This is a genomic window from Mycobacterium sp. NPDC049093 (assembly GCF_040704635.1).
GTDB lineage: Bacteria > Actinomycetota > Actinomycetes > Mycobacteriales > Mycobacteriaceae > Mycobacterium.
The window spans coordinates 579766-594118 of the sequence record NZ_JBEZJS010000001.1 but is presented as its reverse complement, the minus strand read 5'-3'; the positions used below and the strand labels follow the sequence as shown (position 1 = coordinate 594118).

At 66.3% G+C, this 14353-nt stretch carries 12 protein-coding genes and 1 riboswitch; of the genes, 4 read left to right on the top strand and 8 right to left on the bottom strand.

The features are described 5' to 3' along the window. Positions 1 to 23: 23 nt before the first annotated feature. The 5 genes from AB0876_RS02755 to AB0876_RS02735 all read right to left on the bottom strand — a co-directional run bounded on the left by AB0876_RS02755 (position 24) and on the right by AB0876_RS02735 (position 5125). Positions 24 to 470 (bottom strand): type II toxin-antitoxin system Rv0910 family toxin, encoded by a 447-nt coding sequence (locus AB0876_RS02755; RefSeq protein ID WP_526041138.1) that lies wholly within the window; start codon positions 468 to 470, stop codon positions 24 to 26. Between the two features lie 3 nt (positions 471 to 473). Continuing rightward, positions 474 to 653, bottom strand: a complete 180-nt coding sequence (locus AB0876_RS02750; protein WP_526041137.1) for an Rv0909 family putative TA system antitoxin — start codon at positions 651 to 653, stop codon at positions 474 to 476. Positions 654 to 723: 70 nt separating this feature from the next. Further along, positions 724 to 3216: a cation-translocating P-type ATPase gene (locus tag AB0876_RS02745; protein WP_526041136.1), complete on the bottom strand. Its 2493-nt coding sequence runs from the start codon at positions 3214 to 3216 to the stop codon at positions 724 to 726. A gap of 66 nt (positions 3217 to 3282) precedes the next feature. Further along, the gene (locus AB0876_RS02740) at positions 3283 to 4389 is read right to left on the bottom strand and encodes an MBL fold metallo-hydrolase (RefSeq protein ID WP_526041135.1); all 1107 of its coding nucleotides are present in this window, start codon (positions 4387 to 4389) and stop codon (positions 3283 to 3285) included. A gap of 1 nt (position 4390) precedes the next feature. Then, complete coding sequence (locus AB0876_RS02735; RefSeq protein ID WP_526041134.1) at positions 4391 to 5125, bottom strand: enoyl-CoA hydratase; 735 nt, start codon at positions 5123 to 5125, stop codon at positions 4391 to 4393. Between the two features lie 26 nt (positions 5126 to 5151). Between AB0876_RS02735 and AB0876_RS02730 the strand changes: the two genes are divergently transcribed. Then, on the top strand, positions 5152 to 6624 hold the full coding sequence (locus AB0876_RS02730) for a carboxyl transferase domain-containing protein (RefSeq protein WP_526041133.1): 1473 nt from the start codon (positions 5152 to 5154) through the stop codon (positions 6622 to 6624). Between the two features lie 54 nt (positions 6625 to 6678). Here AB0876_RS02730 and AB0876_RS02725 read toward each other — a convergent pair whose 3' ends face one another. Both AB0876_RS02725 and AB0876_RS02720 read right to left on the bottom strand, forming a co-directional pair. After that, positions 6679 to 8673: a YhgE/Pip family protein gene (locus AB0876_RS02725; RefSeq protein WP_526041132.1), complete on the bottom strand. Its 1995-nt coding sequence runs from the start codon at positions 8671 to 8673 to the stop codon at positions 6679 to 6681. Between the two features lie 14 nt (positions 8674 to 8687). Continuing rightward, entirely contained in the window at positions 8688 to 9428 is a 741-nt protein-coding gene (locus AB0876_RS02720; RefSeq protein ID WP_491837465.1) for a P-loop NTPase family protein, read from the bottom strand. Between the two features lie 222 nt (positions 9429 to 9650). Beyond that, a riboswitch (M-box (ykoK) riboswitch) is annotated at positions 9651 to 9823 on the top strand. 284 nt (positions 9824 to 10107) lie between these two features. Between AB0876_RS02720 and AB0876_RS02715 the strand changes: the two genes are divergently transcribed. The 3 genes from AB0876_RS02715 (at position 10108) to AB0876_RS02705 (ending at position 13959) form a co-directional block, all read left to right on the top strand. Continuing rightward, complete coding sequence (locus AB0876_RS02715; protein WP_491837464.1) at positions 10108 to 10281, top strand: hypothetical protein; 174 nt, start codon at positions 10108 to 10110, stop codon at positions 10279 to 10281. A 131-nt stretch (positions 10282 to 10412) separates the two neighbouring features. Continuing rightward, positions 10413 to 13097 (top strand): magnesium-translocating P-type ATPase, encoded by a 2685-nt coding sequence (gene mgtA, locus AB0876_RS02710; protein WP_526041131.1) that lies wholly within the window; start codon positions 10413 to 10415, stop codon positions 13095 to 13097. Positions 13098 to 13122: 25 nt separating this feature from the next. Further along, the gene (locus AB0876_RS02705) at positions 13123 to 13959 is read left to right on the top strand and encodes a VOC family protein (protein WP_526041130.1); all 837 of its coding nucleotides are present in this window, start codon (positions 13123 to 13125) and stop codon (positions 13957 to 13959) included. On the opposite strand, the gene AB0876_RS02700 is transcribed toward AB0876_RS02705, so the two are convergent. Beyond that, positions 13940 to 14338 carry a hypothetical protein gene (locus AB0876_RS02700; protein WP_491837461.1) on the bottom strand — a complete coding sequence of 133 codons (399 nt, stop codon included), beginning with the start codon at positions 14336 to 14338 and terminating at the stop codon, positions 13940 to 13942. The genes AB0876_RS02705 and AB0876_RS02700 overlap by 20 nt on opposite strands. Positions 14339 to 14353 lie beyond the last annotated feature (15 nt).

Genomic DNA, 14353 nt, shown 5'->3' with positions numbered 1-14353 from the left:
ACGCGGGGGCTGTTCGCGAGAAACTACGACGCGTACAGCGCCTTGAACTTGTTGAGCGACTGCTGGATATCGCCCTTCAGCGCGGCGGCGACCACCATGCCGATCGGCCCGAACAGGGCGGGCCCACCGAGGTGCACGTCAAAGGAAACTTTCGCACCGTCGTCGCCGTCAACGGCGGCCGGCGTGATCTTTCCGATCAGCTTGACCTTCACCCCGCCGCGGCCCTCGCCGTTGAGGGTCAGGGACTGCGGCGGCTTGTAGTTCACCAGCGTCCACTTCACGCGGTTCAACATGCCCTTGACTTCGACGATCGAGTCGATGACCGTGCCCTTTTCCAGGGTTTCGGGCAGCTTCGAGCGCCAGGCCCGGTGGATGCTGAGCCACTCGTCGTAACGGGACAGATCTGAGGCGTACTCCCACGCCTTCTCCGGCGGCAACGGAACATCGACGGAGACAGACAATTTGGCCATAAGTTACTGCTGCGGTTCTTCCTTGTTGAGGGCGTTCTTCGCCGCTTCTTGCGCCTTGTCGACGTGCTGGCTGTACTTGCCCTGCGTCTTCTCGTCGACGATGTCGCCGGCCTTGTCGATGGCCTGCTCGACCTTGTCAGCGTTCTGCGACAACAGGCTCTTGGCCTTGTCCAGGAATCCCATCAGCCCACCCTATCTTCTCGTGACCAGCGGAAACGCTGGCGCAGATTCCACCGGGGTCCGCCGCGCCAGTCTATCTCCACAACCGGCGCTTCTCCCCCAGCACCCTCCCCTGAACCCACCAGAGCACCTCGACCAGCGACGCCCCGACCAGGCCGATGCCCAGCGCAACCGCGGTGACCTTGAGGTTCGACGGATCCAGCATGAACAGCCGTTGAGCCAACGGCAAACAAAAGATCAGCACATACGCCAACCCGGAAAAGGTCACCAGGGCCACGCGCCACCACTCATAGGGGCGGGCCACCACCGACAGCACCCACAGTGAGGACACCAACAACGTGATCAGCGCCGCCGTCGAGGCCTGCGTCTGCTCCGTCAGGCTGGCATCCCGACCCTGATAGGCCACCAGGTAGGAGATGAAGGTGACGGTGCCGACCACCAGGCCCGAGGGCAGTGCAGCCGTCATCACCCGACGCACGAAACCGGTGTGGGCCCGCTCGGTGTTCGGCGCCAGCGACAGAACGAACGCCGGGATACCGATGGTGAACCAGGCCGCGATGGTCACGTGGATCGGCTGGAACGGGAACAACAGCGGGTCGGTGCCGAACAACTTGGACGACAATCCGGCCAGCGCAACCAGGATCGCCAGCAACACCGAGTACACGGTCTTGGTGAGGAACAGATTCGAGACGCGTTCGATGTTGCCGATCACCCGCCGGCCCTCACCGACCACATAGGGCAGCGTGGCGAACTTATTGTCCAGCAACACGATCTGCGCCACCGCCCGCGACGCCGAACTGCCCGAGCCCATCGCGACGCCGATGTCGGCATCTTTGAGGGCCAGCACGTCATTGACGCCGTCACCAGTCATTGCCACCGTGTGTCCGCGTGACTGCAGGGCGTGCACCATGGCGCGTTTCTGATCCGGACGCACCCGGCCGAACGTCGTGTATTCCTCCAGGGTTTCGGCCAACTGCTCGGGGTCGTGCGGCAACTGGCGGGCATCCATCGTCTCGCCGTGCAGTCCGAGCTTGCCCGCCACCGCACCGACCGACACCGCGTTGTCGCCGGAGATCACCTTGACCGAAACATGCTGGGAGGCGAAGTATTCGATGGTGTCACCGGCATCGGGACGGATCCGCTGCTCCAGCACCACCAATGCGACCGGGGTGACCGTGCCGGGGGCCTGCGGCGCGTCGACCGCCAGGTCAGACGACCCGACCAGCAGCACCCGCAGCCCCTGGGCTCCGATCTGCTCGGCTTCCTCGGCCACCGGTGAGTTGGAGTCCAACAGCACATCCGGGGCACCGATCACCCAGTTGCCATGCTCGCCGTAGGACGCACCGCTCCATTTGGTGGCGGACTTGAACGGGGCCGTCGCAGTGGCCTTCCAACCCGGCGGCGTCGCGAAAGCCTCGGCGATGGCCAGCATGCTCGGATTGGGCCGGGCGTCGTCGGCAGCCAACTGCGCCAACGCCTCGGTGACAGTATTTTCGCGATCCCCGTGACAGTGCTTCAGATCGCTGACCCGCATACCGTTTTCGGTCAACGTGCCGGTCTTGTCCGCGCACACCACATCGACGCGGGCCAGACCCTCGATCGCAGGAAGCTCGTTGACCAGGCACTGGCGTCGACCCAGTCGCACCACCCCGACCGCGAACGCGATCGACGTCATCAGCACCAGGCCTTCGGGCACCATCGGAACCAACGCTCCCACCATGCGCAGCACCGGTTCATGCCACACCGCATCGGTGGTGAAGACCTGACTCATGATGATTGCCAGCGACTCTCGCCAACCACCCTCGTTGGCGACGATGTCGTGGTAGGTCCGCTTGAGCGACTCCAGGACCCGCGGGTCGGTGGTGAACAGCTGCGTGTAGATGGTCAGCAGGCCGGCAGGCACCAGCAGGTAGGTGATGAACTGCAGGATCTTGTTGATGCCGTTGCGCAGTTCGGATTTCACCAGAGTGAACTTCGAGGCTTCCTCGGCGAGCTTGGCCGCGTACGCCTCGTGCCCCACCTTGGTGGCCCGGTAGGCGCCCGAGCCCGCGACCACGAAACTGCCCGACATCACCGCGTCACCCACGGCTTTGACGATCGGATCGGCCTCGCCGGTCAACAGCGACTCGTCGACCTCAAGGTTGGAATCCTCGATGATCTCGCCGTCCACCACGATCTGATCACCCGGGCCGAGTTCGATGATGTCGTCGAGCACGACCTCGGCGGGCAGCACCGCGCGGCTACCGGATTCCCTCCGCACCGTGGGCTTGGCCTGTCCGACGATGGCCAGCTTGTCCAGGGTCTGCTTGGCCCGGATCTCCTGGATGATGCCGATGGCGCTGTTGGCGATGATCAGCAGGCCGAACGCCCCGTTGATCAACGAACCGGTGGACAGCACGATCAGAAACAGCACACCCAGGATCGCGTTGATCCGAGTGAACACGTTGCCGCGGATGATCTCGGAGATGCTGCGCGCCGCACGCGTCGGGACGTCGTTGCTCTTACCCTCGGCTACCCGCTGGGCCACCTCGGCATCGGTGAGACCAATGACATTGATCGTCGTCATCCGCGAAAAGTCCTCGTCCCGTCGGTGTCGTGGAGCTCAAGACGTCAGTTTGCCATCGGAAACCGGTCAGAACTCCCACCATGGGTCGAGTGCCGCGGACGCGGCGTCCACCCGCTGCCCCGGACGCGGCACCGCGATCTGCACTCCGGCCGGGTCGGCCGCGGTCAGCAATCGGCGCACCGGCTCGGCCCACGGGTGCGGCGCCAGCCGGAACGTCGCCCAGTGGACCGGCACCAACAACCCGGAATCGGTGACGTCCAGATGGGCACGCACCGCCTCCTCGGGATTCATGTGGATATCGGGCCAACTCGGGTGATACGCCCCGACCGGAAGCAGGGTCAGATCGAAAGGTCCGTATTCCGAACCGATCTCGGCGAAGCTCTTGGTGTAGCCGGTGTCCCCGCCGAAGAACGCCCGGTGTTGCGGCCCGACGAAGGCCCACGACGCCCACAGCGTGGTGTTGCGCTGGAACAGCCGCCCGGAGAAGTGCCGGGCCGGCGTGCACACCAGGGTCAGCTCGCCGATCCGGTGGCTCTCGTTCCAGTCCAGCTCGATGATCCGCTCTTCGGGTATCCGCCACTTGCGCAGATGCGCCCCGATGCCCAGCGGCACCACGAACGGCGCCCGCTGGGTCCGGACCAACCCCAGGATCGTCTCGATATCGAGATGGTCGTAGTGATCGTGGCTGATCACCACGGCGTCCACGGCAGGCAGGGCCTCCAGCGGCAGCGGCGGCTCATGTAGCCGCTGCGGGCCCACCACGCGCGATGGCGAACAGCGACGGCTCCACACCGGATCGGTCAGCACCCGGTACCCGTCGATCTCGACCAGAGCGGTGGAGTGCCCGTACCAGGACACCGCACAGGCGGCGGCTTCCCCGTCGGACGTTTCGGCGAGCGGGATCGGCCCCGGCGGCCGGCTGGACGAACGCGAGCTGAGCATCTCGCTGATCAGCATGCGCCACTCTTCCCGGCTCATGGTGACACCGGGTGAGGCCGGCTCGATGTTGACGAACACACCGTCGGCGTACTGCAGGGACCGCTGCGCCACCGGGCGGATGTCGCGGGGCAAGGCCCCCACGGAGGCGTAGGTTCCGTTCAGCGCACGCACCAACCACCCGCCGGCCAGCAGTGAAGCCGACCTGGCACCCAACCGCAGCGCAGCGCCCAGCATGTCAGGCCCCGTTGAAGTTCGGCGGCCGCTTCTCGATCCGGGCCACCTGGGCTTCGATGACGTCCTGGCTGCCCCACGCCTTGTCGAACAGCTCCTTGTGGGCGGGCCACGACTCCTCGTAGGCGCCGTCGTCGTTGAGCACCCGCTTGGCGTGCTGCAGCGCCAGCGGGGCGAACCCGGCGAGCTCGGCGGCCCACTTCTGGGCGTCGGCCAGCGTGCCGATGCGGTTGGCCATACCGGTCTGCAGCGCGGTCTCCGCGGTGAGCCTCTCGGCGCCGAGCAGCATGCCGCGTGCCCTGCCGTAACCCACCAGCGAGGTCAGCCGGCGGATGCTCCAGTTGTCCAAGGCCAGGCCGTACTTCGCGACCGGGAACTGGAAGTAGGCCTCGGGGGCGACGACCCGCAGATCGCAGATCATCGACAAGATGACGCCCGCACCGATCGCCGGGCCGTTGATCGCGCCGATGACCGGCACCGGTGCCTTGTCGATCGCCAGGTTCAGCGCCAGCGCCTTGTCGGGCAGCTTCTCGGCCATGCCCGCGGCATCGGTCAGGTCCGCGCCCGAGCTGAACACCGGCCCCGCGCCCGTCAGCACGATGGCCCGGATGTCCTGCTCAGCGGCATGCTCGACCGCTTCCCGCAGACTGTCGACAAGCTCGCAGTTCAGCGCGTTGCGCCGCTCCTCGCGTTGCAGTTCCAGGGTCAGGACACTGCCGTCTCTGGTCACACCAATCATGTGGTCAGCCTATATAGGCTGACGCCGTGAGTCGGATCGGCGCCCGCGCGCTTCGTGATGCAGTGCTCGACGAGGGCTCGTTCCAGAGCTGGGATACGGCGCCCCTTGAGGTGGCCCGTTCCGAGGACTACCAGCGCGAACTGGCCGAGGCGTCGGCGAAGACCGGGCTCGACGAATCCGTCCTGACCGGCGAAGGCACCATCTTCGGCCGCCGCGTGGCCGTGGTGGCCTGCGAGTTCGATTTCCTGGCCGGATCGATCGGGGTGGCGGCCGCCGAGCGGATCACCGCCGCGGTGACGAGAGCCACAGCCGAGCGGCTGCCGATCCTGGCCTCCCCGAGCTCCGGCGGGACGCGGATGCAGGAAGGCACCGTTGCCTTTCTGCAGATGGTCAAGATCGCCGCGGCCGTCGAACTGCACAAGCAGGCCCACCTGCCCTACCTCGTCTACCTGCGGCATCCCACCACCGGCGGGGTGTTCGCCTCCTGGGGTTCACTCGGGCACGTCACCGCCGCCGAGCCCGGCGCGCTGATCGGCTTCCTCGGGCCCAGGGTGTATGAGCACCTGTACGGCGAACCGTTTCCCTCCGGCGTGCAGACCGCCGAGAACCTGCACGCCCACGGCGTGATCGACGGGGTGGTGCCGCTCGCCCTGCTGCGCGACACCCTGGACCGCACGCTGCGGGTGGTCTTGGATGCTCCAGCACCCCTTCCTCCCGCACCGGCCCCTGAACCACTGCCCGACGTACCCGCCTGGGAATCGGTGCTCGCCTCCCGGCGGCCCGACCGCCCCGGAGTGGGGTACCTGTTGCGGCACGGAGCCACGGACCGGGTGCTGCTCTCCGGGACCGAACGCGGCGAGGCCGCGACGATGCTGCTGGCCCTGGCCCGCTTCGGCGGGCAGCCCGCTGTGGTGCTCGGCCAGCGCCGCAGTGAGGGTGGGCTGGTCGGGCCCGGCGCGCTGCGTGAGGCCCGCCGTGGCATGGCGTTGGCTGCCGGACTGCAGCTGCCGCTGGTCCTGGTGATCGACACCCCGGGCCCGGCCTTATCGATCGAAGCCGAGCAGGGCGGGCTGGCCGGTGAGATCGCCCGCTGCCTGGCCGAATTGGTCACGCTGGACACCCCGACGGTGTCGGTACTGATGGGCCAGGGCAGCGGCGGGCCCGCCCTGGCGATGGTGCCCGCCGACCGGGTGCTGGCCGCGGCCAACGGCTGGCTGGCGCCCCTGCCGCCCGAGGGGGCCAGCGCGATCGTCTTCCGCGATACCGCTCATGCCCCGGAACTGGCTGCCGCGCAAGGGGTTCGGTCGACTGATCTGCTGCGGGCCGGCATCGTCGATGTGATCGTGCCCGAACATCCCGACGCCGCGGACGAGCCACGGGCGTTCACCCAGCGGCTGTCGACCGCGATCGGCAGCGAGCTTTCCCAGTTGCGTGCGGTGCCCGGTGAGCAGCGGTTGCAGACCCGGCTGGACCGTTACCGGCGCATCGGGCTCGGGTGATTTGGGTGCGTTTGGTAACGGTCAGCGTTACCAAACGCACCGAAATCACCAGGCTCACACTTCGATGGGCGGGTGCAATCGGTCCATGGTGTATTGCCGGTCTCTTCGCGCGGCCCACGAACTGGCGGCCAGCGACGCCACCAGCACACCGAGCAGCACCGCGATCGCGATCCACAGCCGGGAATCGATCCCGCCCACGATCAACTGGCGCAGTCCGTTGACGGCGTAGGTCATCGGGTCGACCGGGTGCAGTATCTGGAACGGTTTCGCGGTGGTCTCCACCGGATAGATACCGCCGGCCGAGACCAGTTGCAGCATCAGGAAGGCCAGCGTCACCACCCGACCCACGGACACCCCGAACAAGGCGTTGAACGCCTGGATCAGCGCCAGGAACGTGCCCGCCACCAACAGCAGGAACGCCACGGTGGACAGCGGGTACTTGGCCTGCAGGCCCACCCCGAAATGCACCACCACATACATCACGACGACCTGGCAGAACACGATCAGCAGGGCAGGCCAGTAGGAGGCCAGCACCACACGCAGCGCCCCCAGCCCGTTGACCACCGGACGGGACTGCAACGGCTTCAACAACATCCAGATGATGAGCGCGCCGATGAACAGGGCCAGCGGCAGGAAGAACGGTGCGAAACCGGTGCCGAACGTGGCGGCCGGGTTGTGCGTCTGGATGTCCAGCGCCACCGGTGCGGCAAGGGTCCGCGCGACGTCGGTCCGCTGCTGCGGGGTCCACGACGGCACCTGGGTCGACCCTTCCTTGAGCGCGGTCGCCAATTGCTGATTGCCGGCCTGCAGCTTCTCCGTACCGGCGGCCAGTTCGCCCGCCCCACTGGACAGTTGGCGCCCGCCGTTGGTCAGCTGCACCAGACCGCCGTTGAGCCGCTGCGCGCCGCTGTCGAGTTGGTGCGCACCGTCGCGCAATTTGACGACGTCGGAGCGCAAACCTCCGGTGACTGCCTTGGTGAGGAACACTCGCAGTTTGCTGTTCGGGTCGCCCAGCTCGTTCTCCAACTGGGTGGCGTTGTCCCGCAACCGGATCAGACCCTCGTCGGTGGTGGGGTCGAGCCCTCGCGCCTGCAGCAGCCGTTGCGCACCGGCCAGGAACTCCCCGGTGTCGCGCACTGCGGGGTCGGGGCTGTTACGCAAGAAGCCGACCGCCTGATCGACGATGGCCGCAGCCTGCGCCTGATCGATGTTGAGCGCCGCGATCCGATCGGTGGTCGAGCGCACCGCCCCCGACAGCCGCTGCGCAGCCATGCCGACCTCGTTGGGGTCCAGGCCGAGCCCGCTGACCCGGTCCAGCACCGTGAGCAGCGGATCGGTCGCGGTGTCGACCGCCGTCGACAGCTGTCTGGTGCCCGCGGCCAGCTGCGCTGACCCGTCGCGCGCGGTGACCAGGCCCGCTGTCAAGGCGTTGGCGCCGGTGGACAACCGGTGCGCGCCGTCATTGGCCGCCGCGCTGCCGGTGGCCAGCTGCTGCGCGCCGTCGGCCGCCTTCATCAGTCCTGTTCCGGCATCCGTCAGTCCGGTCAGCACGGTGCCGAGGGTGCGTTCGCCGATCTTCGCGTTGATCTGGTTGATCACCTCACGGGCGGCATTCTGGCCGATGATCGAGCCCAGGTAGTTGTTCGCGTCGTTGAACGTGAAGCGCACATTGGCCTGGTGAGGCGACCCACCCGACGGAGAAGTGATGCTGGTGCTGAAATCCTGCGGCAGCGTGATCGAGAAGTAGTACCTGCCGTCGGCCACACCGTCGGCAGCCTCCTGTGCCGAAACCCGGTGCAGCTGAAGCTGACCCGAATCGATCAGGGCATCGGAGACCTCGTCCCCGGCCTTGATCTGCTGCCCCTCAGCGACGGCGCCCTGGTCTTCGTTCACCAGCGCCACCGGAACCTTGTTCACCTCCCCGAACGGATTCCAGAACGCCCACAGGTACATCGCGCCGTACAACAGCGGCAGCAGGATGACCGTCACGAGCGCGATCCGCGGCATCGTGCCGCGCGAGAATCGTTTGAGGTCAGTGCCCAACGACATTCCGGCTAGCACAGTTACTCGCCACCTTTCTGCGAACCGGCCAGCTCGGCCAGCGTCGTGTTGGGTACTGACACCTGCGCTCGCACGGCCGAGACCAGATGGCCGGGCACTCCGTTGACCGTCGCGGTGATCACGGTCTGCTTCTCCCCCAGCGCGAACAGCCGCCCCAGCAGGATGTCGCGGTTGCGGTCGTCGGTGAGGTGGTCGAGGTTGCCGACCACCAGCAGCGGCGGGGTCGCGGTGTTGGCCAGCGCGATGCGCAGCAGGATCTGGTCGAGCTCGGTGAGGCCGTCGAAGTACGACGTCAGCGACGGCAGCGGCAGCTCACCGAACACCGGCGCGCACATGGCGGTCAGCGCGTCTTCGTCGGCCCGGCCCACCAGCGTGTACCAGGGCGCGTCCCACCGACGCTGCTCCGTCACGAGGTCGCGCACCGTCACCGACTCCGACACGGTGTCGAGCTCGTCGATCCCGGCCAGCGCCGCGCAGCGGAAGATGTCGGGTGCCCGGGTACGCCCGAACACGGTCAGCTTCCCGCGTGCTGTTCTCATCCGCCCGGCCAGCGTCATCAGCAGTGCGGTGCGCCCGGTGCCCGACGGGGCCACCAGCACCGTGACCCCGCCTTCATCGATGTCGAGGTCGATGGGTCCGTACACCGGGCCCCACGGTCCGTGCATCATGATTCCGCGCGCAGTGATGGCCGGTGGCTTTTGCTCGTCCTCGCCGGCGTCAGGCTCGAGACTTTGCTCAGGCATAGGCACATCACAACACATCCGGCGGGTGCGCACAGGCAACCGCAAAGGCCGTTGCCCTGCCGATTCTTGGGTGAATGCTGTGGAACCGCTCGGAGACTTCCCGTGACGGCCGTCACCAAAACGACGCGTTGTGTCACTGCCCAACTGACACAACCTATTTGGGAGCGCAAATCCGACGGCGAACCGTGTTGACAATCGGCTCGTGTAAGGTCTCTAATGAAAACCGCGCTTCGTTAGGTGAGGCTCCTACACGAACACAGGCCACTGATCCGACGACTTCGAGAGACGCCCAGGATTAGGACAGGTCTTCCCGGCTTAAGGGATGACCCGAAGTGGCTTCCCACCCCTGGTGGGACACGTCGTGTAGTGCCAAAGCTCTGATGAGGAAGTGCTCGCGTCAGTTGGCGCGTTCGGCCGTGTGCCCAAACTTCCTCTTCAGCGTGTTTGCATCTGACGATTGCGTCAAGACCAGCGGCGCGCCGCGCGCCCGACAGCGAGGAGGTGACGACGACATGACGTCGAGTGACAGTCCGTATCCCAGTCCGATTCGAAAACGTCTGTCCATAAACACCTTTCCGTTGTCGATGACCGGCTAGGGCCGCCACCCGAGAGACCCGCGGTGGCCGGCTGCCGCATGCGTATCGACGCGGAGAGCTCCGATTGAACTGGAGATGATCCGATGCAGCGCAACACCTTTCTCCGTCATGCCCACAGCGCGGTCAAGGGCCCCCTCGCGTGGATCCACACGCGTGCGTCGCTGACCCCGCAGGAGCGGCACAACCTGAGGATGAACAGCACCCCGGTGGCGGTCCTGACCGCGTCCCTGGGCGGTGGCTCGCACACCGCTCGGTGAGCGGGTAGCCCAAATCAATTCGATCCGAACACCTTTCATTCCGCGCGCCACCTCAAGTCCACCGAATCGATCCTCCTCCATGCGATTCGGTGTGACTTGTGGTGCGCGCGCACCACCGACCGGAGCAGCCGATGAACACCGCCTTCGAGCAGACCGCCCTGACACCCGCCAACCTCGACGACCGCCGACTGTCCCTGCGCGCAGCCGCTGAAGCGCACAACGATGTGGAGGTCACGCTGGCGAACGTCAGAGGCCACCTCGACGGCTTGACGTCCGAGGATGCCGCCGAACGCCTTGCCGGCGAGGGCCCCAACGAGGTCGCCCACGACAAGGCACCTCCCGCGATACTCCAGTTTCTGGAGGCCTTCAAGAATCCGTTCATCGCGGTGCTCATGGTGCTGGCCGCGATCAGCTCGGTGACCGACATCTACCTTCCGATGCGCGACGGGCAGGCGCCGGACTACACCGGCGTGCTGATCATCGTGACCATGGTCGCGCTCAGCGCGCTGCTGCGGTTCTGGCAGGAGTACCGCTCGGGCAAGGCAGCGGAGACACTCAAGGCGATGGTGCGGACCACCGCGACAGTCCGGCGCCGGGCCAGCCCAGATGCCACACCCGAACTCACCGAAATCCCGATGGCGCAGATCGTCACCGGTGACATCGTCCAACTGTCAGCCGGCGACATGATTCCGGCCGACCTCCGCCTGATCGATTCTCGCGATCTGTTCGTCAGCCAGGCAGCGCTGACGGGCGAGGCCCTGCCGGTCGAGAAGTACGACACCTGCGGCGCCGACGACGAGGCCGACCCACTCGACCTGTCCAGTATCTGCTTCATGGGCACCAATGTGGTCAGCGGCACGGCCACCGCGGTCGTCGTATCAACCAGCGTACACACCTATTTCGGTTCGCTGGCCAAGGCGGTCGTGGGCTCTCGCGCCGAGACAGCCTTCGACCGCGGCGTCAACAGCGTCAGCTGGCTGCTGATCCGGTTCATGTCGGTGATGGTGCCGATCGTGTTGTTCATCAACGGTTTCACCAAGGGCGACTGGCCCGAGGCGTTCCTGTTCGCGCTGGCCGTCGCGGTCGGGCTGACCCCGGAGATGCTGCCGATGATCGTGTCGTCCAATCTGGCCAAGGGCGCGGTCGCGTTGTCACGCCGCAAGGTCGTGGTCAAGCGGCTCAACGCCATCCAGAACTTCGGCGCCATGGACGTGCTGTGCACCGACAAAACCGGCACGCTCACCCAGGACCGGATCATCCTCGAGCATCACGCGGACATCCGGGGCGATCGCGACGACAACGTGCTGGCCCTGGCCTGGCTCAACAGCTTTCACCAGAGCGGCGTCAAGAATCTGATGGACCGCGCCGTGCTGCACTTCGCCGACGGGACACCCGAAGCGCTACTCGCCGCCTCGGCATACCGCAAGGTCGACGAGCTTCCGTTCGACTTCGAACGACGCCGACTGTCCGTCGTCGTCCAGGACGTCGAACGCAATCACCTGCTGGTCTGCAAAGGTGCCGTCGAGGAGATGCTGACGGTGTCCACCCAGGTGTGGGACGGCACGGCCAGTCGCCCGCTCGAAGAGGCCGACCGCGAGGCGCTGGCCGAAACAGCGCGCGACTACAACCGCGATGGGTTCCGGGTGCTGCTGGTGGCCACCCGGGAGATCCCGCGCATCGAGCGCACCCACCGATACCGCATCGAAGACGAGAAGGACCTCGTCGTCCACGGTTTTCTCACCTTCCTCGATCCGCCGAAGGACGCGGCCGCCCCGGCCATCACGGCCCTGGCCGAACACGGCGTGACCGTGAAGGTCCTCACCGGCGACAACGAAGTCGTCAGCGCCAAGATCTGTCGAGAGGTGGGACTCGATCCCGGCCGGCCGATTCTCGGACCCCAGATCGACGCCCTCGACGACGACGCGCTCCGACGGATCGTCGATGCGACAACCGTTTTCGCGAAGCTGACGCCGCTGCAGAAGTCCCGGGTGCTGCGAGCCCTGCAGGCCAACGGGCACACGGTCGGTTTCCTTGGCGACGGCATCAACGACGCACCGGCCCTGCGCGATGCGGATGTGGGCATCTCGGTGGACACCGGCACCGATATCGCCAAGGAATCGGCGGACATCATCCTGCTCGAGAAGAGCCTGATGGTGCTCGAAGAGGGCGTGGTCAAGGGCCGCGAGACCTTCGGCAACATCATCAAATACCTGAACATGACCGCCAGTTCGAACTTCGGCAACGTGTTCTCGGTACTGGTGGCGAGCGCCTTCATCCCGTTCCTGCCCATGCTGGCGATCCACCTGTTGATCCAGAACCTGCTGTACGACATCTCCCAGCTGGCACTGCCGTGGGACCGCATGGACAAGGAGTTCCTGCTCAAGCCGCGCAAGTGGGACGCCAGGAACATCGGCCGGTTCATGATCTGGATGGGGCCGACGTCCTCGATCTTCGACATCACCACGTTCGCGGTGATGTGGTACGTCTTCGCCGCCAACTCACCCGCGATGCAATCGCTGTTCCAGTCGGGTTGGTTCATCGAAAGCCTGCTGTCGCAGACGCTGGTCGTCCACATGCTGCGAACCCAGAAGATCCCGTTCATCCAGAGCACGGCAGCGTTGCCGGTGCTGCTGGCGACCGGGACGGTCTGCGTCCTCGGGATCCTCATCCCGTTCTCGCCGCTGGGGGCGGCCGTCGGATTGCAGCCGCTGCCGTGGGCGTACTTCGGATGGCTCGCCGCGACGCTGGTGTCCTACTGCGTCGTCGCGCAGACCGTCAAGACCATCTACATCCGCAGGTTCGGTCAATGGTTCTGAACATATGAGATGCGACCATGGACAGATGACCGAGCCAAGGACCTATCCACCCGGTGTCCCCTGCTGGGTGGACACCGACCAGCAGGATGTGGCTGCCGCCCAGGACTTTTACGGCCGGCTGTTCGGCTGGACGTTCGAGAACGTGCTGCCGGAGGAGGCCGAGGAGACCTACCTGATCGCCACCCTGAACGGTCACGACGTGGCGGCGATCGCGTCTGCACACACCGGTGACGAGATCACCTGGAACACCTACGTCGCGGTAACCGATGCGGATACGTCGGCCGAGGCGGTGACGGCCGCAGGCGGGACCGTGACAAGTGGTCCCATCGACGCGGGGCCCGGTGGGCGGCAAGCCGGTTGCGCCGATCCGCACGGTGCACACTTCAAGCTGTGGCAGCCACGGCGGCGCCTCGGCGCCCAGCTGGTCAACGTTCCCGGCGCCTGGAATTTCAGCGACCTGCAGGCAACCGATCCGCAGGCCGCCGCGACCTTCTACGGACCGCTGTTCGGCTGGGAATTCGACAACGCGGGCTTCGCGACGATGATTCGTCGTCCGGGTTACGCCGACCACCTCGCCGCCACAGTCGACCCCGGTATCAGGGAACGGCATGCCGCGACCGGCACCCCGCCCGGATTCTCCGACGCGATCGGCTGGATCGGACAGCTGGCGGACGAACAGCAGCCTGAACACTGGCAGGTGGCATTCGCGGTGGCCGACCGCGACGAATCCGCGACACTGGCCGAAAAGCTCGGCGCCGCCGTGGTTTCCAGCGAGGACAATGAGTGGACGAACACCGCCCTGATTCAGGACCCTCAAGGCGCCCGGCTGGTCCTGAGCCAGTTCATCCCGCCGACGGGCTGATCACCGAGCGGTGCCTGGTGGTGTAGGCCAGCACCGCTGCGGCGATGATCACCTCGAGCAGAGCCAGCAGCGTCGCCGTCGTCATCATCGTCGACGTCTGGACGGGGGCCACCACACCGTGGTGATGCATGGGCATCGGGGTGTGCAGGGCGATCATCGCCAGGCTCATCAACGCGATCGTGCACCAGACACCGGACGTGCCACGCCGCCACAGATGACCGGCGCAGTACAGGCAACCGACGATCATCGCCGCGAGCACTGCAGCGGCCACCGGATTGGAGGTGGCGCCGAGCATCGCCACATGCAGCCCTGCCGAACTCACGGCCAGCAGCGCACACGTGCGCCGCCCGAGAACACTGCAGGCTTGTGCAGCCGACATGACCACCATCGTCGC